Raw genomic sequence first — 23,427 nt, forward strand, 5'->3', positions numbered from 1 at the left:
CTGACGGGCGCCCTGCCCGGCCTGCCTCCCGCCGCCGGGCTGTGTCTCCGGCCGGCGCAGTACCGGTGGCGCCCGCGCGCCGCTTTCATTGAATCCTCCAAGGCATCCGCCCCATGGAAAAACGTGTAGTTTTCGGCCATAAAACGCTGCCCTATCTGCTGCTCGCCCCGCAGTTGATCATCACGGTGGTGTTCTTCTTCCTGCCCGCCGGGCAGGCCATGTGGCAGTCGCTGCGTCTCGAAGACGCCTTCGGACTGTCCTCGGAATTCGTGGGCCTGGCGAACTTCGCCGAGCTGTTCTCGCAGGACAGCTACCTCGACTCCTTCCGCGTCACCGCCATCTTCTCGGCGCTGGTCGCCTTCGTCGGCCTGTCCGTGTCGCTGCTGCTGGCCGTGATGGCAGACCGCGTGATCCGCGGCGCCGGCCTCTACAAGACCCTGTTGATCTGGCCGTACGCGGTCGCGCCCGCCGTGGTCGGCGTGCTGTGGCTGTTCCTGTTCTCGCCGTCGGTCGGCATCCTGGCCGTTGCGCTCAACGGCATGGGCGTGCCCTGGAATCCGCGCCTCAACGGCGACCAGGCCCTCACGCTGGTGCTGATCGCGGCCGTCTGGAAGCAGATCTCGTACAACTTCCTGTTCTTCCTGGCCGGCCTGCAGTCGATCCCGCGCTCGCTGATCGAGGCCGCCGCGATCGACGGCGCCTCGCCGGCGCGGCGCTTCTGGACGATCGTGTTCCCGCTGCTCTCGCCCACCACCTTCTTCCTGCTGGTGGTCAACGTGATCTACGCCTTCTTCGACACCTTCGCCGTGGTCGACACCACCACGCAGGGCGGTCCCGGCACGTCCACGTCGATCCTGGTCTACAAGGTCTATTCCGATGGCTTCCGCGGTCTGGACCTGGGTTCGTCGGCGGCGCAGTCGGTGGTGCTGATGTTCATCGTGGTGGCACTCACGGTGATCCAGTTCCGCTACATCGACCGCAAAGTGCAGTACTGAACCTAGACAGAAACAGGTATCGAATCATGGTAGAACGCCGTCCCTGGCTGGACATTCTGGCCCACGTCATCCTGCTCTGCGGGGTGGCGCTGGTCGCCTTTCCGATTTACGTCACGTTTGTCGCCTCGACCCAGACCGCGCAGGAAGTCGCTTCCGCGCCGATGTCGCTGATCCCCGGCAAGCACTTCATCGACAACTACATGCAGGCGCTGTTCGCCGGCTCCGGCGGTGGCTCGTCGGGCACGCCGGTCGCGCGCATGATGTACGTGAGCCTGATCATGGCCCTGGCGATCTCGCTGGGCAAGATCCTGATCTCGCTGCTGTCGGCCTTCGCGGTGGTGTACTTCCGCTTCCCGGGCCGCATGTTCTTTTTCTGGATGATCTTCGTCACGCTGATGCTGCCGGTCGAGGTGCGCATCGCCCCGACCTACAAGGTCGTGGCCGACCTCGGCATGCTCAACAGCTACGCCGGCCTGACGCTGCCGCTGATCGCCTCCGCCACCGCCACCTTCCTGTTCCGCCAGTTCTTCCTGACGGTGCCGGACGAGCTGGTGGAAGCGGCGCGCATCGACGGCGCCGGTCCGGTGCGCTTCTTCCGCGACGTGCTGATGCCGCTGTCGCGCACCAGCATCGCGGCGCTGTTCGTGATCCAGTTCATCTACGGCTGGAACCAATACCTGTGGCCGCTGCTGGTCACGACCCAGGAAGACATGTACCCGGTGGTCATCGGCATCAAGCGCATGATCAGCGGCGGTGACAGCGTCACCGAATGGAACATCACCATGGCGACCGCCATCCTGGCCATGATCCCGCCCGCGCTGGTGGTGATCCTGATGCAGAAATGGTTCGTCAAGGGCCTGGTCGACACCGAGAAATAAGGCGCAACCGGCCTTCCCGAACAAGATTACGCAGACGAAGAAACACATGGCTACCCTCAGCTTTCGCAACGTAAAGAAAACCTACGCCGGCAACGTGCCGGTGATCCATGGCATCGACATGGAGATCAAGGATGGCGAGTTCATCGTCATCGTCGGTCCGTCGGGCTGCGGCAAATCCACGCTGATGCGCATGGTCGCCGGCCTGGAGACCGTGACCAGCGGCGACATCCTCATCGACGACAAGCCGGTGAACAACCTGGAACCCGCCGAACGCGACATCGCGATGGTGTTCCAGAACTACGCGCTCTATCCGCACATGAGCGTGTACGACAACATGGCCTACGGCCTGAAGATCCGCAAATTCTCCAAGGACGAGATCCGCAAGCGCGTCGAAGCCGCGGCCCAGATCCTGGAGCTCGGCAAGCTGCTCGACCGCCGTCCGCGCGCCCTCTCCGGCGGCCAGCGCCAGCGCGTCGCCATGGGCCGCGCCATCGTGCGCGAGCCCAAGGTCTTCCTGTTCGACGAGCCGCTCTCCAACCTCGACGCCAAGCTGCGCGTGGCGATGCGCCTGGAGATCCTGAAGCTGCACCGCCGCCTCAACACCACCAGCCTGTACGTGACGCACGACCAGGTCGAAGCCATGACGCTGGCGCACCGCATGGTCGTGATGTACCAGGGCGTGCCGGAACAGATCGGCACCCCGATGGAAGTGTTCGACAAGCCCGCCTCGACCTTCGTCGCCGGCTTCATCGGCTCGCCCCCGATGAACCTGATCGACGTGGCCGTCGCCGGCGACGGCACGGTGCAGACCGCCGACGGCCGCCCGCTCGACGTGTCGCCGCTGCAGGTGCCGGCGCAGGTGCGCGGCCGCAAGGTCGTGATGGGCATGCGCCCCGAGCACATGCTGCTCAACGCGCCCGGCATCCCGGTCGAGATCGAAATGGTCGAGACGCTGGGCTCCGAGCAGCTGGTGCACGGCCGTTGCGGCAACACCATGCTGGTGGTGCGCTGCACGACGCGCCAGCTGTCGGAATCGCCGGCCAAGGTGGGCGACACGCTGAACATCGGCTCCGACGGCCGCCACGCGCTGCACTGGTTCGAGATCGACACCGGCCGCCGCGTCGAGGGCCTCTGATCCTCGCTCGCGCACGACAAAACGCCCGTCACGCGACGGGCGTTTTTGTTTTTGCGGCCGCGGCCGGAACTCAGGCCGGGGCCGGCGCCTCCGGCCAGGTCAGCATGAAGCGCGCGCCGCCCAGCGGGCTGTCGAGCACCTGCACGGCGCCACCGTGGTTGGCCGCGATGCGCGCGACGATGGCCAGGCCGAGGCCGACGCCGCCGGTGTCGCGGCCGCGGCTCTCGTCGAGCCGGATGAAGGGTTCGAACAGGCGCTGGCGGTCGGCCACGTCGATGCCCGGGCCGTCGTCGTCGACGATCAGCGCGTAGCCGCCCTGCCCGTGCGACTCGAGCGCGATCTCGACCTGGCTGCGCGCATGGCGCACGGCGTTCTGCACCAGGTTGCCGAGCGCGCGCGTCATGTCGCGCGGCTGCAGCCGCACCCGCGCGGGGCCGCCGGGGCGCACCCGCAGCGCCACCCCGCGTCGGGCGCCGTCGCGTCGGGCGCCGTCGCGTTCGTGCTGCGCGCAGGCCTCGCCGAGCCAGTCGCGCACGTCCACGTCTTCCTGCGCCAGCGCGCCACCCGGCGGGCGCTCCAGGCGCGCGTACACCAGCAGCTCCGCCACCATGGCGTCGAGCTCGGCCACGTCGCCCTGCATGTCGCCGATCAGGCTGGCGCGGCGCGCAGGGTCGGCCTCCGCACGCAGCATGTCGAGCTCGAAACTCAGGCGCGCCACCGGCGTGCGCAGCTCGTGCGACACGGCATTCGTGAGACTGCGCTGGTTGTCGATCAGCGCGGCGATGCGCTCGGCCATGTGATTGAACGCGCCGCTCACATGACGCAGGCCGGAGAAGCGCGAGCTGCGCGCGCGCACGGCCAGGTCGCCCTGCGCCATGCGCAGCGCGGCCTGGCGCAGCGCGTCGAGGTCGCGCCACATGGGCCAGACCCACAGGGCCAGCAGGATCAGCCCCAGCAGCAGGATGACAAAGGCATAGGCCACCACCACGATCCAGTTCACGATCGGCGGATCGGCCGGCAGCCGGATCTCCAGCCACTGCCGCGGCTCGCCGGCGAGCGGCGCGATGTAGGTCCGGTAATCGTCGCGCATCAGGAAGCGGCCGGCCGCGAGCTGGGTGATCTCGCCGCGGGTCGGCACCACTTCGTCGGCCTGCAGCAGCCGCAGCTCCAGCCCGTAGTGCGGCCGCAGCGCGGTCTGGAGATAGTGTTCGCGCCCGGCGGGGGGCACCGGGTCGAGCGCGGTGCGCAGCGCGAACACCTGGCCGCGCACGGCATCGTAGGAATAGTCGGCCGTGATCGAATCGAACAGATACTCGGCCGCGCGGTTCACCACCTGGGTCGACACGATGGTGCCCACCACCAGCACCACGAACAGGCGCAGCAGGAACTTAAGCAAGGTTGCTCTCCCCTTCGAGCAGCGAAAACAAATAGCCCTTGCCCCACACCGTCTTGATGCGCAGCGGATCGCGCGGGTCGTCGTCGAGCTTGCGGCGCAGCTTGCTCACGCAGACATCCACGCTGCGGTCCAGGCCGTTGAATTCGATGCCGCGCACCGCGTTGAGCAGGTCGTCGCGCGTGAGCACCTGGCCGGCGTGGCTGGCCAGCGCCCACAGCATCTCGAACTCCATCGTGGTCAGGTCCACCTCGGCATCGCCCAGATGCACGCTGCGCGCCGAGCGGTCGATCTGCAGCCTGCCGAACACCAGGCGGGTGCGCGTCTCCGGCGCGCTGGTCTGGCGCCGCAGCAGCGCCCGCACCCGCGCCAGGAGCACGCGCGGCTCCACCGGCTTGATCACGTAGTCGTCGGCGCCGGACTCCAGACCCAGGATCTGGTCCAGGTCGTCTTCGCGCGCCGTCAGCATCAGGATCGGCGTGGCGCTGAACGCGCGCAGGTCGCGGCACACCTGCAGGCCGTCGCGGCCGGGCAGCATCAGGTCGAGCAGCACCACGTCGGGCTGCGCCTGCACGAAGGCATCGACCGCCTGGTCCCCGCGCCATGCCTGCGCCACCTCGAAGCCGTGGCTTTCCAGAAACTGCGCGATCAGGCGCGAGAGCTTGACATCGTCTTCGACGATCAAGGCTTTGGTCATGACAGCGTCCACCGGATGCCGCGCGGGCGGCGGGATGAAAAAAGCCGGGCGCGACAGGTTCGCCGCCCGGCTGGCGCGGCCCGCGCGGGGCCGTGCGTCTCACATGGCTGGATTACTTGTAGGCGGTCTTGCTGCCATCCTTGTGCCAGGTAAAGACCTGGAACTCGAAGTCGGTCAGGTCGCCCTGCTTGTTCCAGGCGGTCTTGCCGATCGGGGTGTTGAAGCTGTTGGCGTGCAGGTATTGCGCGACCTTGCCCGGATCGGTGCTGCCCGCGCCCTTGATGCCGTCGGCGATCACTTGCGTGGCGGCATAGGCGGTGAGCTGGAAGGCGCCGTTCGGGTTGCGCTTCTTGTCCTTGAAGGCCTTCACGATCTCGGCGTTGGCCGGGTTTTCGGTGAAATCGGCCGGCAGCGTCAGCAGCATGCCCTCGGAGGCGTCGCCCGCGATCGCGTTGATATCGGGATTGCCCACGCCCTCGGGACCCATGAACTTGGCCTTCACGCCCTGTTCGGCGGCCTGGCGCAGCAGCAGGCCCATTTCGGGGTGGTAGCCGCCGTAGTAGACGAAGTCGACGCCGTTGCTCTTGAGCTTGGTGATGACGGCCGAGTAGTCGCTGTCGCCGGCATTGATGCCTTCGAACACGGCGACCTTCACGCCGCCCTTCTCCAGCGTGTCTTTCACGGCGGTGGCGATGCCCTGGCCATACGACTGCTTGTCGTGCAGCACGGCGACGGTCTTGGGCTTGATCTTCTCGAGCACGAACTTGGCGGCGGCGGGACCCTGCTGGTCGTCGCGGCCGATGGTACGGAAGATGAACTCGTAGTTCTTGCCATCGGTGACGGCGGGCGAGGTGGCCGACGGGGTCACCATCACGACGCCTTCGTTGTTGTAGATGTCGGTGGCGGCGATGGTGGCGCCCGAGCACACGTGGCCCACGACGAAACCGATCTTGCCATTGACCACGCGGTTGGCGGCCACCGGGCCCTGCTTGGGTTCGCAGGCGTCGTCGATCACGACGGCCTCGAGTTTCTTGCCATCCACGCCGCCGGCCGCATTGATGCGCTCGATCGCGGTGTTGACGCCTTCGCGCACCATGTCGCCGTATTGGGTGACCGGACCGGTGGTCGGGCCGACCACGCCGATCTTGATCGAGTCGGCCGCGTGCGCGCCGCTGGCGAAGGCCAGACCGGCCGTCATCCCGAGCGCGGCAATCACCGGAGCCAGACGAAAGGTTTTCTTCATGGGCTTTACTCCTTCAAGGCTTGTAATCATTTGGTCTCACCGACGGGTCACCGGCGTACCGGCCTCCTGAAAACCCGTCCTTCGGCCCGGCAAGCATACACTGAAAGACCGGGGCTTCCGACCACCCCATGGACGGCCGCCATATACGGCTCGCGGCATATGCAATCGCCTATTTATTCGTTTGCGTTCTTAAGCGCGGATTGCATCATTCTGTCCATGAGACTTCAGCCCATCATCGTTCCCGGCTGGAAAGACTCCGGTCCCGGCCACTGGCAAACCCTCTGGGAGCAGCTCCTTCCCAACGCCCGGCGCTTGCGCCAGCGCGACTGGGAGAATCCGGAGCGCACCGAGTGGCTCGCAACCCTGTCGGCCGCCGTGGACCAGTCCGCCAGCCCGGTGCTCCTGGTCGCCCACAGCCTGGGCTGCCTGATCAGCGCCAGTCTGCCCGTGCCGCTGCGCGGCAAGGTCGCGGGCGCCCTGCTGGTCGCGCCTGCCGACGTGGAGCGCCCCAACGCCCCCGCGCTGTTGCGCAACTTCGGTCCGGTTCCGCGTCAGCCCCTGCCGTTTCAGAGCGTCGTGGTCGCGAGCGACGACGATCCCTACTGCCGCCTCGAGCGTGCGCGCCAGTTCGCGCAGGACTGGGGCAGCCGGCTGGTGGTGCTCGAAAATGCCGGCCATATCAACGCGGACAGCGGGCTGGGCGAATGGTCGCAGGGCCTGAAACTGCTGGGTGCGCTGCGCCGCCGTGCCAGCTGGCGCGTGTCGCCGCCGCCCGAGAAAATCCCGCCGGTGCCGCTCGCGCCGCTCGGGACACGTTTTTCCAATACCTGAGGCTGCCGCCGCCTGAAGGTTATTCGCCGCCCTCCGGGGCGGCGTTTTCTTTATCCGCCTTTTATTAACGCGTTATTAAACGCGGGTTTTCTTCCATAATCGGGAACTCGCCAGCGACCCCACGGTCAATTTACAAAATGCAGCGCCGGCAAATACCGGGAAATCCGGGGTCGTGCACAACCTGTAAATCCGATGTAAGCCTGCGGGCGGCGATGTAAGCAGTCGTTCACTGCTGCACCGCAGCATCCTACCCCCTTCCCCATGACGCGCCCAGAGGCGGCGCGGCCCGCCATTAATTATTGGCAACTTTGCCATTAATACTGTCGGTTCTTGACATACTCTGCCCCCGCCCGCTCCCTAGAATCACTCTCCGTGAAACCGGAGCGCGGCCCGGCCCCTCCCTTTCACGCAGGCTCTATAAACAATAATCGCAGCGTCGGCACTCCGGATAGGGGCGGATCAGGTCGCGCAGTGCCTGCCGGCACGCAATGAAGCTGGCGCTGCAACCATCCCGAAGCCCACGAAAGGGGCGACGCTGCATTAGCTATTGCTAAAGGAAGTTAAATGGCAAAGCGCGTCGCCGTGGTGGGCATGTCGTTCCGTTTTCCCAGCACCAACACCTCCGGATACTGGGAAGACCTGCTGGCCGGCAAGGATCTGGTCACCGAAATCGATCCCGGGCGCTGGTCTCCCGATCGCTATTTTCACCCTTCCAAGCAAAATCCCGGCACCGCGTATACCCGCTCGGCCGGCACGCTGGGCGACATTTCCGGCTTCGATGCCGATTTCTTCGGTATTTCCCCGCGCGAGGCCGCAGTCATGGATCCGCAGCAACGGCTGCTGCTGGAGCTGTGCTGGGAGACCATGGAAGACGCGGCGATCGCGCCGCAGCGCCTGCGCGGCAGCGACTGCGGCGTCTACATCGGGATCTCCACCGCCGACTACGCCTATCGCATGGCGCACGACCTCGACCTGCTCGACAGCAGCGTCGCCACGGGCAACACCAGCAGCATCGCCGCCAACCGCCTGTCGTATGTGTTCGACCTGCGCGGCCCCAGCATGGCGGTGGACACGGCGTGCTCCTCGGCCCTGGTGGCGTTTCACCAGGCCGTGCGCGCGGTCCAGACCGGCGAGTGCACGCACGCCATCGCGGGCGGCGTGAGCCTGCATCTGCACCCCTTCGGCTTCATTACCTTCTCCAAGGCCTCCATGCTGTCGCCGCGCGGACGCTGCAGCGTGTTCGACGCCTCGGGCGACGGCTATGTGCGCTCAGAGGGCGGCGGGCTGTTTCTCCTGAAGGACTACGAACAGGCGCTGGCCGACGGCGACCGCATCATCGGCGTGGTGGCCGGCTCGGCGGTGAACACCGATGGCAAGAAGTCCGGCCTCACCGTGCCCAGCCCGCAGGTGCAGGCCCAGCTGCTGGAGCAGGCCTACGCCCGCGCCGGCATCGACCCGGCCCAGCTCGACTACCTCGAGGCGCACGGCACCGGCACGCGCGTGGGCGACCCGATCGAGACCCGTGCCATCGGCATGGCGCTGGGCGCCCGACGCCCCGGCGACCAGCCCCTGCCGATCGGCTCGGTCAAGAGCAACCTGGGCCACCTGGAGGCCGCCTCGGGCGTGGCCGGGCTGGTCAAGGCGCTGCACGCGCTGCGCCACCGCGAGGTGCCCGCCACCATCGGCATCACCGAGATCAACCCGAATATCGACTGCCAGGGTTGGAACATCGACATCGTGACGCAGAACCGCAAGCTGCGCCCTGCCGGCACGCTGACCATCGGCGTGAACTCGTTCGGCTTCGGCGGCGCCAATGCGCACGTCATCCTGCAGAGCGCGCCGGAACCGGTGCAAGAGGAGCAGCCCGCGCCGGCCCCGGCCGCCGAGCTGCCGGTGGTCGTGAGCGCGCGCAGCGAGGCCGCCCTGGCCCAGGCGGCGCGCGAGCTGGCCGCGCAGTTGCGCGCACAACCGCAACGCTTTTACGACATCGCCTGGCAGACCAGCCTGCGGCGCGAGTGGCACGCCCAGCGCGCACTGGTGTTCGGCCGCGATCCCGAGACCGTCGCCACCCTGCTGGAACAGCATGTCGACGGCAATGCGCCGCGCCACCGGGTGGCCGCCGGCACGGCGGTACCGGATGCCAGCGGCGTGGTGTTCGCCTACTCCGGTAACGGCTCGCAGTGGCTCGGCATGGGCCAGCGCCTCATGCGGCACCCGGTGTTCGCCCAGGCCGTCGAGGCGATCGACCAGCACTTCGCGCCGCTGGCGGGCTACCGCCTGGCCGACGAGCTGCAGCGCCAGGACGCGCCCAGCCGCTACGACAGCACCGAATTCGCCCAGCCCGCACTGTTCGCCGTGCAGGTCGGCATCACCCATCTGCTCGCTACCCGCGGCGTGCGGCCCAGCGCGGTGCTCGGCCACAGCGTGGGCGAGGTCGCGGCCGCCTGGGCCAGCGGCGCCCTCACCCTGCGCGACGCGGCGCATGTGATCTATCAGCGCAGCCGGCTGCAGGGCACCACGCGCGGCGTGGGCGCCATGACCGCGGTCGGCATGAACGGCAACGATGCCCAGGCCATGATCGACGCGGCCGGCCTCTCCGACAGCGTGTGCGTGGCGGGCTACAACAGCGTGCGCGGCGCGACGCTCGCGGGCGACCCCGCGGGCCTGGCCCGCATCGAGGCCGACCTCAAGGCGCGGCGCCAGTTCCAGCGCCGCCTCGACCTGGACTATGCCTTCCACAGCAGCGCCATGGACGGCATCGAGGCCGAACTGCGCGAGGTGCTGGGAGCCATCGCGCCGCAGCCGGTGTCGGTGCCCATGATCTCCACGGTAACCGGCGCGCCGGTGGCCGGCCCGGAACTCACGGCGCAGTACTGGTGGGACAACGTGCGCCGGCCGGTGCGCTTCGAGCAGGCGCTCGCCGCGCTCACCGCGCAGGGCCAGACCCTGTACCTGGAGATCGGCCCGCACCCGGTGCTGCGCGGCTATCTCAACGATGCGCTCAAGGAGGCCGACCTCAACGGCCGCGCGCTCACGACCGCCGCGCGTGGCGAGGACGACCCGCAGCGCATCCTGGATGCCGCCGCACAGGCCATCGTGGCCGGTGCCGTGCCGCACTGGCACGCGCTGCTGCCGCGCGCCGGCCGCCCGGTCACACTGCCCGCCTACCCCTGGCAGCGCGAGCGCCACTGGATCGAGGAAACGCCCGAGAGCCACAGCCTGCTGGGCCGGCACGACCTGCATCCGCTGCTCGGCCATGCGCTGCCGCAGCAGGACTGGCAGTGGGAGTCGCGCCTGGACACCGCGCGCCACGCACCGCTGGCCGACCACGTGGTGGGCGAAGCGGCGGTGTTCCCCGGCACCGGCTTTGCCGAGGTCGCGCTGGCCGCGGCCGCCCGCCTGTCGCCGCAGAGCGCCGTGCTCGACGTCGAGGACCTGGAGATCCGCGTGCCGCTGCTGCTCGACGGCGAACAGGCCCAGCGCCTGCGCACCGAACTCGATCCGGCCGACGCCAGCGTGCGCATCCTCGGCCGCGCCACCGGCAGCGATGGCGCGTGGACGCTGCACGCGACCGCCCGCGCGCTGACGCAGACCGCCGACGGCCTGCTGGACCTGGCCGCGCCCGCGGTGCCCGAGCGCATGCCCGACTTCGACCATGACCTGCACGCCGAGCTCACGCGCAATGCCGGCCTGGACTACGGCCCGCACTTCAGCCTGGTGCGTCGGGGCTGGCTGACCGATGCGGACACCGTGCTGGCGCAGCTCGACGCGCCGCTGGACGATGCCGTCTGGCAGGGCCTGCTGCTGCATCCGGGCTCGCTGGACTGCACCTTCCAGCTCATCATCATGCTGATGCGCGAACACGCGCACCGCTACGCCGGCATGACCTTCGTGCCTGCCCGCATGGGCCGCATCACGGTGCGCGCCGGTGCCGCCGCGCCGCGCTGGGTGCGCGCGCGCCTGCTGCGACGCAATCCGCATTCGCTCACGGCGGAGTTCGAGCTGTTCGACGCCGAGGGCAACGCGGTGGCCGCGATCCGCCAGGCGCGCTTTCGCAGCGTGCGGCTCGGGGGCCAGGGCCTGCCCGCGCTGCACTATCTCCAGGACGCGGCGGTTGCCGCGCCCCACCCGCTCGCCAGCCCGGCCGCGCCGGCGCCCGACGCCGCGCTGCTGGCGCGGCTGCTCGACGTGCCGCAGGAGACGCGCGAGCGCCTGGCACGCTACACCAACGAGGTCGAGCCGCTGCTCTACAGCCTGAGCGAACAGTTCGGCCTGGAGGCGTTGCGCGAGCTCGCCGAGCCCGACGGGCAGCTGCCCGCCGTCACGGTCACGCGCCTGCGCGAACGTGCCCGCGACGCCGCGCCGCTGTTCGATCATCTGCTGCGCCTGGGTACCGACGCCGGCTGGCTCGCGCCGACCACCGCGGGCTGGCGCCTCACGCCGCAGGCCAGCGACGAGGGCCGCCCGAGCGCGCAGGACATCTGGACGCTGCTGTCGCACGACTACCCCGACGACTTCACGCTGATGCAGGCCTGCGCCCGTACCGGCATGGCGCTGCCCGCGCTGCTGCGCGGCGAGACCCAGGCCGGCGACGTCGAGGGCGGCTTCAGCCCCGCCGCGGCGCAGACGGCCATCCTCGGCCGCGCCGGACAGTTGCACTGGCAACAAAGCGTGGCCGAGGCGGTGCATGCCGCGCAGGCGCGCCTGCCCGCCGGCGCCCGTCTGCGCGTGCTGGAAATCGGCGGCTGCGGACCCGAGCTGGGCGCCGCCTGCTGCGCGGCGCTGGATTTCGACCGCGCCGACTATCTCTACCTCGCCACCCAGCCCGACGCGACCGACGCGGCGGCGGGGCTGCTCGAGCGCTGGCCCCAGGCCCGGGTGCAGCCTGCCGGCGAGGCGGTGCCCCCGGCCCACTATGACCTGGTGTTCGTCCACACCGCCTGCCAGACGCTGGCGCAGAGCCAGGCCGCCGTGGCGGCCGCGTGCGCCGCGGTGGCGCCGCACGGATTGCTGGGCCTGACCGGCAACCATCCCGACGGCTGGCTCGATCTGGTGTTCGGCGCGCGCGCCGAATGGTGGGCCGAATCGCAGGATGGCGGCGCCATCGCTGCATTGCAGCCCGCGGCCCATTGGCAGGCCGCGCTGCAGGCCGCGGGCCAGCGGCCGCTGCTGGCGCCCGACGCCATCGAGGCCGGCCCCTACCTGATCTGGTCGCAACCCGAGCCCCAGCCCCGGTCGGCCACGACCCCGGCCCCGGCCACGGCCGACGCGCCGCGCGCCTGGCTGATCCTGGCCGACGACGCCGGCGCCGCCTGGGCCGAAGGCCTGCAGGCACGCCTGGCGGCCTGCGGCGACCAGGCCATCCTGGTGCGCGACGTGCAGGCCGAACCGCAGGCGGTGGCTGCGAGCCTGGCGATGGCACGCGAAACCGCCGGCGCCTTGCATGGCGTGATCCACGCGGACGGCCTGGCCGGCGACGGGGCGGGCGACGACGACACCGCCCACGCGCGGCTGGCCCGCCAGCAGCGCCGCGTGACGCTGGCCGCGCTGGTGGCGCAGGCCTGCGAGCCGCTGGCCGCGCCCGTCGACCTGGTGCTGCTCACCCGCGGCGCGATGCAGTACCTGACCGGCGCCGCCGGCCAGGACGACGACGCCGCGCTGTGGGGCTTCGGCCGCACGCTGCAGAACGAGGCCGCCAACTTCACGGTGCGGCAGATCGACCTGCCCGCCGCCGCCCCGGCCGGCTGGGACGCGCTGGTGCGCGAGCTGCGCCAGCCCACCGATGAACCCGAGGTGCTGCTGGGCGCCCAGGGCGAACGCCACGCGGTGCGGCTGCGCCAGGTCGAGGCGCCGCGCGCCGCCGCGGCCGGCAGGGACGACGCGGTGGTACGCCTGGGCCTGTCGTTCCCCGGCCAGTTGCGCAATCTGCGCTGGGAACGCGTGGCCGCCACCGCCCCGGACGCGCACCAGATCGAGGTGGACGTGCAGGCCACCGGCCTGAACTTCCGCGACGTGATGTATGCGCTCGGCATGCTGTCAGATGAGGCGATCGAACAGGGCTTCGCCGGCCCCACGCTGGGCCTGGAGTTCGCCGGCACCGTGCGCCGCGTCGGCGCCGCCGTGACCGACTACCGTCCCGGCGACCGGGTGGTCGGCTTCGGCCCGGCCAGCTTCAGCAACCGCGTGCTCACCACGGCCGACGCCATCTCGCCTATCCCGCGCGGCCTGAGCGCGGCTGCGGCCGCAACGATTCCCAGCACCTTCTTCACCGTCTACTATGCGCTGAACCACCTGGCGCGGCTGGAGGAAGGCGAGCGCATCCTGATCCACGGCGCGGCGGGCGGCGTGGGCATCGCGGCGATCCAGTTCGCGCAGGCGATGGGCGCCGAAGTGCACGCCACCGCCGGCACGCCCGAGAAACGCGATTTCCTGCGGCTGCTCGGCGTGACGCACATCTACGATTCGCGCGCCCTCACCTACGCCGACGAGATCCTCGCGGCCACCGAGGGCGCCGGCGTGGACGTGGTGCTCAACTCCCTCGCGGGCGAGGCGATCAACCGCAACTTCGCCGTGCTCAAGCCCTTCGGCCGCTTCCTCGAGCTCGGCAAGCGCGACTTCTACGAAAACACCCGCATCGGGCTGCGCCCGTTCCGCAACAACATCAGCTACTTCGGCATCGACGCCGACCAGCTGATGCGCGAGCGCCCCGCCCTGACGCGCCGCCTGTTCGGCGAAATGATGGCCCTGTTCGAGCGCGGCACGCTGCGCCCGCTGCCGTATCGCACCTTCGAGGCGCGCGACCTGGTGGAGGCGTTCCGCCACATGCAGCAGGCACGCCAGATCGGCAAGATCGTGGTGACCTACGACGCGGGCCTGCCGCCGATCGAATCCGGCGCCGACGCCGGCGCGCCCTGGCAGGCGGCCGCCGACGCCAGCTACCTGGTCACGGGCGGGCTGCGCGGCTTCGGCCTGCGCACCGCGCAATGGCTGGCCGAACGCGGCGCGCGGCACCTCGTGCTGTGCAGCCGCAGCGGCCCGGCCGACGGCGAGGCGCAAGCGGCCATCGCGGCCCTGCGCGCCCAGGGCGTGACGGTGCTGGCCGAAGCCTGCGACGTGACCGACGCCGCGGCTCTGGCGGCGCTGCTGGAGCGCGTGCGCGCGTCGCTGCCGCCGCTGCGCGGCGTGGTCCACGCCGCCATGGTGCTCGACGACGGGCTGGTGCGCAGCCTCGACGGCGAGCGCATCGGCCGCGTGCTGGCGCCCAAGCTGCTGGGTGCGCTGCACCTGGACGCGCTGACGCGCGATTGCCCGCTCGACTTCTTCGTCTGCTACTCCTCGGCCACCACGCAGTTCGGCAATCCCGGCCAGGGCAACTACGTGGCCGCCAACGCCTGGCTCGAGGCCTTCACGCGCCAGCGGCGCGCCCGCGGCCTGCCGGCCACCGCCGTGCTGTGGGGCGCCATCGACGACGCCGGCTACCTGGCGCGCAACACGCAGATCAAGGATGCGCTCGCCAGCCGCATGGGCGGCCGGCCGCTGCCCGCCGCGCTGGCGCTGCAGGCGCTCGGCGAGCTGCTGCGCCACGGCGCGTCCGGGCTGGGCGTGCTCGAGCTCGACTGGCAGCCGCTGGCGCGCTTCCTGCCCGCCGCCGGCACGCCGCGCTACGCCGAGCTGGCCCTGGCCGGCGGCGGCGCGGACAGCGCGGCCGGCGACGACATCAGCCATCTGCTGGCCACGCTCGACGACGAGGCCCTGCACGAACGCGTGGTGGAGATGGTCAAGCGCGAGGTCGGCGAGATCCTGCGCGTGGCGCCGGAGCGCATCGACGCCTTGCGCTCGGTCTACGACATGGGCCTGGATTCGCTGATGGGCGTGGAGCTGGTGGTGGCGCTGGAGCAGCGTTTCGGCCAGCGCCTGCCGGTGATGGCACTGTCGGAGAGCGCCACCATCGACAAGCTCGGCCGCCGCCTGGTGGTCCTGCTGCGCGGCGAGGATGCCGCGCCGGTCCAGCCCGACCTCTCGAGCCAGATCGAACACGTGGTGGCGCAGCATGCGGTGGACGTGCCGATGGAGGCCATCGTGGATTTCGCCACGCAGCTCGAACAACGCGGCAGCGGCGACGCCCCGCGCCTGATCCGCTGACCGGGGGCCACATGGATACGACGACCAAACCCGTCAAGCGCCCGGCGCTCGGCCTGAAAGACCGCCTGATCCGCCACGCCCTCGAACGGCGGCTGGACCGGGCCGCCGCACCCGTACCCGCGGCGGCGCTGGCGCGCGGCGGCGATGCGCCGATCCCGGACGCGCATTGCCGCTTCGACCAGCATCCCGGCTACCAGCAACTGCGCATCATCAATGACGGCGCGGCCCGCCTCGGCGTGGCCAACCCCTTCTTCAAGGTGCACGAGGGCACGGCGGGCGCCGACACCCGGATCGGCGGGGCGCCCTATCTCAACTTCGCCAGCTACAACTACCTGGGCCTGTCGGGCGACGCCGCGGTGGCCGAGGCCGCCAAGGCGGCCATCGACCGCTATGGCACCTCGGTGTCGGCCAGCCGCCTGGTCTCGGGCGAGCGCCCGATCCATCGCGAGCTCGAACAGGAAATCGCGGCGCTGTACGGCGTGGACGACGCCATCACCTTCGTGAGCGGCCACGCCACCAACGTGTCGACCATCGGCCACCTGTTCGGCCCCAACGACCTGGTGCTGCACGACGAGCTGATCCACAACAGCGTGCTGCAGGGCATCCAGCTGGCCGGCGCGCGGCGCCTGCCTTTCCCGCACAACGACGCGGCCGCGCTGGATGCGCTGCTCACGGCGCAACGGCGCCAGTTCGAGCGGGTGCTCATCGTGCTCGAAGGCATCTACAGCATGGACGGCGACTATCCCGACCTGCCCGCCTTCGTGGAGATCAAGCGCCGCCACCAGTGCTTCCTGATGGTGGACGAGGCCCATTCGCTGGGCGTGATGGGCGCGCGCGGCCACGGCATCCGCGAACACTTCGGCCTGGCCGGCAGCGACGTCGACATCTGGATGGGCACGCTCAGCAAGACGCTGGCGGGCTGCGGCGGCTACATCGCGGGCGAACGCGCGCTGGTCGAGCACCTGAAGTTTCTCGCACCCGGCTTTCTCTACAGCGTCGGCATGCCGCCGCCCGTGGCCGCCGCCTCGCTGGCGGCCCTGCATCGTTTGCACGAGGTCACGGATCGGGTGCAGGCCCTGCAGGCGCGCGGACAGGCCTTTCTGGGCCGGGCGCGGGCGCTCGGCATCGACACCGGCACCAGCGCCGGCCTGGCCGTGATCCCGGCCATCATCGGCAACTCGGTCAAGGCCGCCCGGCTCTCCGCCGCGCTGTTCGCGCGCGGCATCAACGTGCAGCCCATCCTGCATCCGGCCGTGCCGGAGCAGTCGGCGCGCCTGCGCTTCTTCATCTGCAGCGGCCACAGCGAGGCCGACATCGAGCAGGCCGTGCAGGCCACGGCCGAGGAGATCCGCCGCCTGTAGGGCAGCGCGTGAAGAGGCGGTGCGCGCAGCATCGGGCCGTCAGGATCGCAGCGGATCCTGACGGCCTTGTTGCATGAGAATCGGGTCGCGTCGGCAGCGACCGCCCGTTCACGCGGCCGCCCGCACTCCCTGGCCCTGGCGCTGCAAGCCCGCCGCGCGCAGGAAGCGCTGGCCCAGATCGTGCACCGCGAGCTCCTCGCGGCCGCCGCGCGGCGCCGTGCCGCCGGCGTTCCACAGCAGGTAATCGGTGCGGCCGTCGGGCTCGCCCAGCACGCCATAGACGCCCTCCATGATGGGCACGTGGTCGCCATAGACGCACAGCGACGCCGGGCGATCCAGCGCGCGCATGGTATCGCTCAGGTGCACGAACATGCGGTCGGCGTTGCGCAGGTGGCGCACATAGGCGGCCAGCTCGTCGCAGCCGTCCGGCAGCGCGCCCAGGAACAGCGCCTCGCGCTCGGCCTGCGACACGGTCTCCCAGTGCAGCGGACCGTGGTTTTCCATCGTGATCACGTGCACGTAGAGCGGCTGGTCGCCGGCCTCGCGCAGCAGCCGGGCCACGTGTTCGGCCACCGGCATGTCGCCGACATAGGCGCCCACCCGGTCCTGCGGGGCGAACGCGGAGATGTCGGTGAAGGCGTCGAAGCCCAGCCGCGGCAGCACGCGGTCGCGCCGGTAGAAGCTGGCGTGGTACGGGTGCACGCACACGGTGCGGTAGCCCCACTCGCGCAGGTGCGAGGCGATCGTCGGCACGGGCCGCCGGCCGAGGCTGCGATACGGGTTGTAGCGGTGCACGCCCAGCTCTTCGGCCGACACGCCCGACAGAAAGCCGAACTCCGAGCGCACCGTGTTCGCGCCCCAGGCCGCCACCCGCAGGCGCCCGGTCGCGACCGCCTCGGCGCGCAGCGTGTCCCAGCCGGCCAGCACCTCGGGCCGCACCAGCGGATAGCGGGCGCGCGGATCGAAGAACGACTCGCTCTGGATCGACACCAGGTGCGGCAGCGCCGCCGCGGGTTGCGGGCGCAAATGCACGAACGGAAAGCCGCTCAGCGGCCGCGGCGGGGAACGGCGCTCCGCGCGGCCGTAGGTCCACAGCAAGGCGGCGAGGCCGGCGCGGCGCAGGTCGGCCGAGGCGCGAAACGACGCGGCCGGCAGCCAGCGCGCGGCGACCAGGGTCAGCGCCATGCCACCCGCCACCAGCAACGCCACCGCGCCCAGCCAGCGGCCCGCGGTGGCGCCATAGGCCGACTCGAAGCGGAACGCCAGCGCCACGCACAACGCATAGCCGACGATCGGCACGACCAGGCCGGCCCAGCCCAGGAACGGCAGGTAGAGCCGCGGATGGCGCATCGCGTCGATGAAGTACTCGAAGTCGGCCGTGACGAACGGCTCGCGCAGGGAGCGGAACTTGGCGTTGTTGACCGCCACCAGCACGCCCTGGATCACGAACACATTCGCCGCCGCGAACGCCGGGCGGCGGAACAGCGCCAGCTCCAGGCCGAAGGCGACCGTCCACACCCCCACGTGCACCCAGAGCGACGACAGCGGCCGGCGCCAGGGCGCGCGCGGGCGCGGCTGCAAGGCCTGTTCCAGCACGAAGCTCGCCAGCAGCCCGATGGCCCAGGGCAGCGCCAGCGCGGAATAGGCGGACCAGAACTCACTCACGATAGCCCAGCCTTCTCAGGATGAAACCCGACACGGCAGGGTGGATGCCGGCCAGCAGCCAGCAGCCGAAGTTGAGCGGGAACGGGAAGCTGATGCGGGCGCGGTTGGCCGCCAGGCCGCGGCGGATGCGTGCCGCGGCGCGCGCCGGCTGCCACAGAAAGGGCTTGGGACCGGGCATGGCGTCGCACATGGGCGACGCGACATAGCCCGGCATGATCACATTGAACTGCACGCCAAACGGCGCCATCGCATCGCGCATCGCCTCGCCATAGGCCTTGAGCGCCGCCTTGCTGGCGCTGTAGCTGGGCGTCTCCGGCAAGCCGCGCCACGCGGCCAGCGAGCTGATGAGCGCCACCTGGCCGCGCCGGCGCGCGCGCATGTGCGGCAGCACGCCCTGGACGGTGGCCATCGCCGCCCGCACGTTCACATCGATCAGCATGCGCGCCTCGGCCACGTCCTCGCCCTGGCCGTCGGCGCGGGCGTGGATGTTGACGCCGGCGTTCACGATCGCGAGGTCGGGCACGCCGGCCGCGCAGACCTCGGCCAGCCATTGGTCGACCGCCTCGATGTCGCGCACGTCCAGCACCCGCGTGAGCACGCGCGCGCCGCGCGCCTGGCATTGCGCCGCGATGTCCGCGAGCCGGTCTTCGCGCCGGCCCTGCAGGATCAGCGTGGTGGACGGCGCGGCGTAGGCCAGCGCGAGGGCCGCGCCGATGCCGCCGGTCGCGCCGGTGATGAGTACCGATCCGGGTCGCTTCATAGCAGCGCCTCCAGGGGTGAGCGCGGCCGCGTCATGCGTGCCACCGCGTTGCGCACGGCCAGGCGGATGCCCTGCGTGCTGTAGAAGCCGCCGTTGATCTGGGTGGTATGGATCACGATGCTGCGAAACGCGCGGTACAGCACCGCGTCGGGCGGCGCGGCGTCGCGCCAGAACGCATCGAGGCCGTGCTGCCAGGTCAGGCCCGGCAGCGCGTAGATCGGCGTGGCGAGCGCCAGCGTCGGGCAGCCATGGTCGAGCGCGGCCGTGCCCACGGTGGAGTTCACGGTCACCACGCCGCGCGCATGCCGCAGCACGGTGGGCAGGTGGCCCGACTCGAGATAGCGCACCCGCTCGCGCAGGCCGTAATGGGCAGCGCGCTCGGCCACCATCGCGCCGTGGTCGGCAAAGCCGGGATCGAGCGGATGATTCTTCACCACCAGCAGCGCCTCGGCCGGGGCATGCTGCGCGAACGAGCGCATGACCTCGTCGACCAGCTCGCGCATCGAGCCGTAGCGCGAGTGATCGCGGATCTGCGCGTCGCTCTCGAGCTGCAGCGGCAGCAGGAAGTACGGCTGGCGCCCCTGGGCCAGCACGGCCACCGTGTGCGCGTCTTCCTGCACCTTGCGCCGCAGGGAGAAGGCGCGGCGCACATAGGCGCCGTACTCGCGCGCGGCGCCATACGGGGCGTGGGTGCGATAGCGCGGATAGAAGATCGGATTCCAGGCGCTGAAGCTGTGATACGCCACGTCGTGCCAGGCCCGCAGCCAGAACGGCGCGGCGAACGCGCGCGCGGGCTCGGCGCCGGCACGGCCGGCCGCTTCCAGGTACCAGGCGGGATCGCGCGGCAGCGCCGAATGCGCGTTCACGCCGCCGCGTTCCAGCGTGACCCAGTGCGGCCGGAAGTAGCCTTCCTCGAACACGTGCACGCGCAGGCCGCGCTCGCGCGCCCGCGCCACGGCCGGCCGGTGGATCGGCCGGCGGTCGCCGAACAGCACCACGTCGGTGGCCTGGCTGCGCTCGAACTGGCGCTCGTAGAAGGCCGCGCTGTCCTCGGCACGGCCGCGGTACGACACCGCATTGCCGCCGCGCCAATAGGCCTGGTCGCCGACCGTATAGTTGACCTTGGCGACCTTGTGCCCGGCCTGGCGCAACGCCAGCGCCAGGCAGGCGAAGAACGGCGAACATACGCCCTGGAGAAACAGAAAACTCGCGTGCATGACTCAGCCCCGGTACGACAGACGGGCCTGCCACAGGGCCTGCAGCTTGCGCACCTGGCGCCGGGCATAGCCCGCGCGCAGCGAGGCCAGCCGGCCCTGCGCCTGCAGCGCCTCGCGCGTCTGCATGATGCGGGTCAGCACGGCCTCGCAGGTGGTGTAGCCGCGCAGCTCCCAATCCCAGTACAGCGGATAGCGCAGCAGCGTGCCCGCCACCAGCTGGTCGAGCGAGAGCCGGCGCGCCCGGCGCACGATGCGGCCACGGTCTTCGGTCAGCCCCCAACCGGCGTAGAAGGGCTGGCCGTAGACCACGACGCGCTTGCCGCGCAACAGCGCGTCGAAGCCGGACAGCGAGGTCATGGTGTGCACCACGTCGCAGGCCTCGATGCAGCTGACCACGGAGAGCTCGAGCTCGATGTGGTCGGCATACTCGAGCGCCTCGGCCTGCGCCACCTTGCCGCGCCGGTTGCGGCTCAGCACGTCGGGATGCGGCTTGTAGACGAGGTAGGCGTCGGGATGCGCCAGCCGGGCCTCGGCCAGCAGCGCGAGGTTGGTGCGCACGCTGTCGCAGCCGAAACGCACGGAGGCGTCGTCCTCGACCTGGCCGGGCACCAGCACCACTTCCCTGCCCTGCGCATCCCAGCCGGCCGGCTCGGGCTGCGCCACGTTGTACTTGGTGATGCCGTGCGCCACGATGAAGGCGCGGATCCGCTGCGCGGCCGCGCAGTCGCCCTGCGTGAAGGTGCCGTAGTTGAGCTCGCGCTCCAGGTCCGACTCGCGGCGCGGATCGAAATAGATGCCGCTGCCGTCCAGCGCCAGGCTGAGCGGCTTGATCAGGTCGGAACCCAGCCCGACCGAGCGCATGAAGCCGTCTTCGATCGCCACCAGCGCCGCGCCGCTCTGCTCGGCGAGTTCGGCCAGGCCGGCGGGCGGCTCCGCGCCCCAGAACGCCAGCGCCTCGCCCGCCTTGGGCGCGAACGCCGCGGCCTGGGTGGCATCCTCGGCGCTCAGCACCCGGCCCGGATAGGGCGAGAGCATGGGCGAGAGATGCGCCGACTTCCAGCGCCGCGTGCCCACCAGGATGGTGCGGCTGGGCATGCGCGCGGCCATGGCGCGCTGGCGCACCAGCCAGTCGATCACGTCGAAGATCGTGCCGCGACCATGCGACAGCGGGTCGATGTAGCGCGTGTAGTGGAAGTAGGCCGCCGCGAACAGCTCCTCCAGCGTGCGGGTGCGCGTGCGCCGTTTGCACTGCTGGCGGTCGTCGGTCAGGCCCCAGCCCGCATACCAGGGCATGCCGAAGCAGGTCACGGGCTTGCCCGCGAGCAGCGCCTCGAAGCCCATCTGCGAGCTCACCACGTACACGTGATCCATTTGCTCGATCAGGCCGAGCGCGTTCATGTCGGTGTCCAGCAGCACCACGTCGGCGTCCGGCACCACGTCCGACAGGTAGCCGGCCTTGGCGCCCGCCACCACTTCCGGATGGGTCTTGACGTGGATCAGCGCGCCGGGATGCTCGGCGCGCGCGGCGTCCAGCATGCAGGCAAAGGTCTCGGCGTCGGCCAGCCCGAGCGTCACGCTCATGTCGCCCTGGGTCTGGTCGACCACCAGCACGCGCTTGCGTCCCTGGGCCGGCGGCAGTTCCGGCGGCGCGAACGGCGTGTGGTTGTACTTGGACAGGCGATGCGAGCGCACGCGCGAGATCGCGTCGGGCACCGCATCGTCCAGGTCCGCGAGCAGGTCGGCGTCGCTGGCGAGCATGGCTTCCAGCTCGGAGGGCCGGGTGGCGTCGTAATAGATGCCGAGCCGGTCCACCACCAGCGACAGCGTGGGGCTGCCCTGCCCCGTGCCGAACGAGCGCAGGAAGCCGTCTTCCAGCGCCAGGTACGGCAGGTTCAGGCGCGCGGCACGTCGCCGCGCGCCTTGCGCCGTGGGTTTGGCGCCCCACCCCGCGATGGCCTGCAGCCGGCGCCGCGCCGCCGGCCGCCAGGGCCGGAAGCGCGTGACCGCCGCACCCAGCAACTCGGCCAGGAGCGGGATGCGTGCGATACCGCTGGAGTGGATCTCGATCATCGCAGGAACCGGACGTACCAGGGCATGGCCGCGTCGATGCCGAGCAGGATGTCGAAGCGCGGCTGGTAGCCGAGGTGGCGCCGCGCCCGGCCGATGTCGGCCTGCGAGTGGCGCACGTCACCGGCGCGGAAGTCCGCGTGGGCGGCCTCCAGCTCGTAGCGCACATCCTGGCGGCCCAGGCTTTCCTTGATGAAGTCGAACAACTGGTTCAGCGTGGTGCGGCCGCCGTAGGCGACGTTGTAGACCTGGTTGACCGCCTTGTCCTCGGCCATGGCGGCCAGCAGATTCGCCTGCACCGCGTTGTCCACGTAGCAGAAGTCGCGGCTGGTCTCGCCGTCGCCGTTGATGGTGACCGTCTGGCCCTGGATCATCGCGGCGGTCCACTTGGGGATCACGGCGGCGTAGGCGCCGTTCGGATCCTGGCGGCGGCCGAACACGTTGAAGTAACGCAGCCCCACCGTGTTGAAGCCATACGAGCGCGCGAACACGTCGGCGTAGAGCTCGTTGACGTACTTGGTGACGGCATAGGGCGACAGCGGCTTGCCGATGTTCTCCTCGACCTTGGGCAGCGCGCGGTGGTCGCCGTAGGTCGAGCTGGAGGCCGCATAGACGAAGGCCTTGACCTTGGCGTCGCGCGCGGCCACCAGCATGTTCAGGAAGCCGCTGATGTTGACTTCGTTGCTCGTGATCGGGTCGGCCAGCGAGCGCGGCACCGAGCCGAGCGCGGCCTGGTGCAGCACGCGTTCCACGCCTTCGGTGGCGCGCTTGCAGGTGTCCAGGTCGCGGATGTCGCCCTCGATGAACGAGAAGCGCGCCCACTGCTCCGGCGTGACCAGGCCCTGCACCTCGTCGAGGTTGCGCTGGTGGCCGGTGGCGAAGTTGTCCAGACCGACCACGGTCTGGTCGAGCTTGAGCAGCGCTTCCAGCAGATTGGAGCCGATGAAGCCGGCGCAGCCGGTCACCAGCCACCGGGCGGGCTTGGCGCGCAACTGCGCGCAGAGGGTGTCGAAGCGATTGTCGAAACGAACTGCCATGAACCC

Annotated in this window: 14 protein-coding genes; 6 read left to right on the plus strand and 8 right to left on the minus strand. The window is 70.4% G+C overall.

Going from position 1 to position 23,427, the window contains the following annotated elements; all coding sequences use genetic code 11:
- Positions 1 to 113: 113 nt before the first annotated feature.
- From ugpA to CEG14_RS11625, 3 genes are read left to right on the plus strand one after another with little or no spacing between them, the layout of a single operon-like run.
- Positions 114 to 995 (plus strand): sn-glycerol-3-phosphate ABC transporter permease UgpA, encoded by an 882-nt coding sequence (ugpA, locus tag CEG14_RS11615; RefSeq protein ID WP_094826512.1) that lies wholly within the window; start codon positions 114 to 116, stop codon positions 993 to 995.
- Between the two features lie 26 nt (positions 996 to 1,021).
- Positions 1,022 to 1,873 carry a sn-glycerol-3-phosphate ABC transporter permease UgpE gene (ugpE, locus tag CEG14_RS11620; RefSeq protein WP_094826513.1) on the plus strand — a complete coding sequence of 284 codons (852 nt, stop codon included), beginning with the start codon at positions 1,022 to 1,024 and terminating at the stop codon, positions 1,871 to 1,873.
- A gap of 46 nt (positions 1,874 to 1,919) precedes the next feature.
- A complete protein-coding gene (locus CEG14_RS11625) occupies positions 1,920 to 3,008 on the plus strand; it encodes a sn-glycerol-3-phosphate import ATP-binding protein UgpC (RefSeq protein ID WP_094826514.1) in 1,089 nt (362 codons plus the stop codon).
- A 70-nt stretch (positions 3,009 to 3,078) separates the two neighbouring features.
- Here the strand turns inward: CEG14_RS11625 and CEG14_RS11630 are convergent, their stop codons facing one another.
- The 3 genes from CEG14_RS11630 to CEG14_RS11640 all read right to left on the minus strand — a co-directional run bounded on the left by CEG14_RS11630 (position 3,079) and on the right by CEG14_RS11640 (position 6,341).
- Positions 3,079 to 4,404, minus strand: a complete 1,326-nt coding sequence (locus CEG14_RS11630; protein WP_094826515.1) for an ATP-binding protein — start codon at positions 4,402 to 4,404, stop codon at positions 3,079 to 3,081.
- Complete coding sequence (locus CEG14_RS11635; RefSeq protein ID WP_094826516.1) at positions 4,397 to 5,098, minus strand: response regulator; 702 nt, start codon at positions 5,096 to 5,098, stop codon at positions 4,397 to 4,399. Before CEG14_RS11635 ends, CEG14_RS11630 begins: the two co-directional genes overlap by 8 nt.
- A 112-nt stretch (positions 5,099 to 5,210) precedes the next feature.
- Positions 5,211 to 6,341: a branched-chain amino acid ABC transporter substrate-binding protein gene (locus tag CEG14_RS11640; protein ID WP_094826517.1), complete on the minus strand. Its 1,131-nt coding sequence runs from the start codon at positions 6,339 to 6,341 to the stop codon at positions 5,211 to 5,213.
- A 216-nt stretch (positions 6,342 to 6,557) separates the two neighbouring features.
- Here CEG14_RS11640 and CEG14_RS11645 point away from each other — a divergent pair, with 216 nt between their 5' ends.
- The 3 genes from CEG14_RS11645 (at position 6,558) to CEG14_RS11655 (ending at position 16,675) form a co-directional block, all read left to right on the plus strand.
- Positions 6,558 to 7,172 carry an RBBP9/YdeN family alpha/beta hydrolase gene (locus CEG14_RS11645; protein WP_094826518.1) on the plus strand — a complete coding sequence of 205 codons (615 nt, stop codon included), beginning with the start codon at positions 6,558 to 6,560 and terminating at the stop codon, positions 7,170 to 7,172.
- Between the two features lie 564 nt (positions 7,173 to 7,736).
- Positions 7,737 to 15,314 (plus strand): type I polyketide synthase, encoded by a 7,578-nt coding sequence (locus CEG14_RS11650; protein WP_094826519.1) that lies wholly within the window; start codon positions 7,737 to 7,739, stop codon positions 15,312 to 15,314.
- An 11-nt stretch (positions 15,315 to 15,325) separates the two neighbouring features.
- Positions 15,326 to 16,675 (plus strand): aminotransferase class I/II-fold pyridoxal phosphate-dependent enzyme, encoded by a 1,350-nt coding sequence (locus CEG14_RS11655; protein WP_094826520.1) that lies wholly within the window; start codon positions 15,326 to 15,328, stop codon positions 16,673 to 16,675.
- Between the two features lie 108 nt (positions 16,676 to 16,783).
- On the opposite strand, the gene CEG14_RS11660 is transcribed toward CEG14_RS11655, so the two are convergent.
- From CEG14_RS11660 to CEG14_RS11680, 5 genes are read right to left on the minus strand one after another with little or no spacing between them, the layout of a single operon-like run.
- Positions 16,784 to 18,340 (minus strand): LTA synthase family protein, encoded by a 1,557-nt coding sequence (locus CEG14_RS11660; RefSeq protein ID WP_094826521.1) that lies wholly within the window; start codon positions 18,338 to 18,340, stop codon positions 16,784 to 16,786.
- The gene (locus tag CEG14_RS11665; protein ID WP_094826522.1) at positions 18,333 to 19,100 is read right to left on the minus strand and encodes an SDR family NAD(P)-dependent oxidoreductase; all 768 of its coding nucleotides are present in this window, start codon (positions 19,098 to 19,100) and stop codon (positions 18,333 to 18,335) included. The genes CEG14_RS11660 and CEG14_RS11665 overlap by 8 nt, the downstream gene beginning before the upstream one ends.
- Complete coding sequence (locus tag CEG14_RS11670) at positions 19,097 to 20,317, minus strand: capsule biosynthesis protein (protein WP_094826523.1); 1,221 nt, start codon at positions 20,315 to 20,317, stop codon at positions 19,097 to 19,099. The genes CEG14_RS11665 and CEG14_RS11670 overlap by 4 nt, the downstream gene beginning before the upstream one ends.
- A 3-nt stretch (positions 20,318 to 20,320) precedes the next feature.
- Positions 20,321 to 22,387, minus strand: a complete 2,067-nt coding sequence (locus CEG14_RS11675; RefSeq protein WP_094826524.1) for a capsular polysaccharide biosynthesis protein — start codon at positions 22,385 to 22,387, stop codon at positions 20,321 to 20,323.
- A complete protein-coding gene (locus tag CEG14_RS11680) occupies positions 22,384 to 23,421 on the minus strand; it encodes an SDR family oxidoreductase (protein WP_094826525.1) in 1,038 nt (345 codons plus the stop codon). The genes CEG14_RS11675 and CEG14_RS11680 overlap by 4 nt, the downstream gene beginning before the upstream one ends.
- Positions 23,422 to 23,427: the final 6 nt, after the last annotated feature.

It is taken from the genome of Bordetella genomosp. 1 (genome assembly GCF_002261335.1).
In the GTDB taxonomy this organism is placed as follows: Bacteria; Pseudomonadota; Gammaproteobacteria; order Burkholderiales; family Burkholderiaceae_B; genus Bordetella.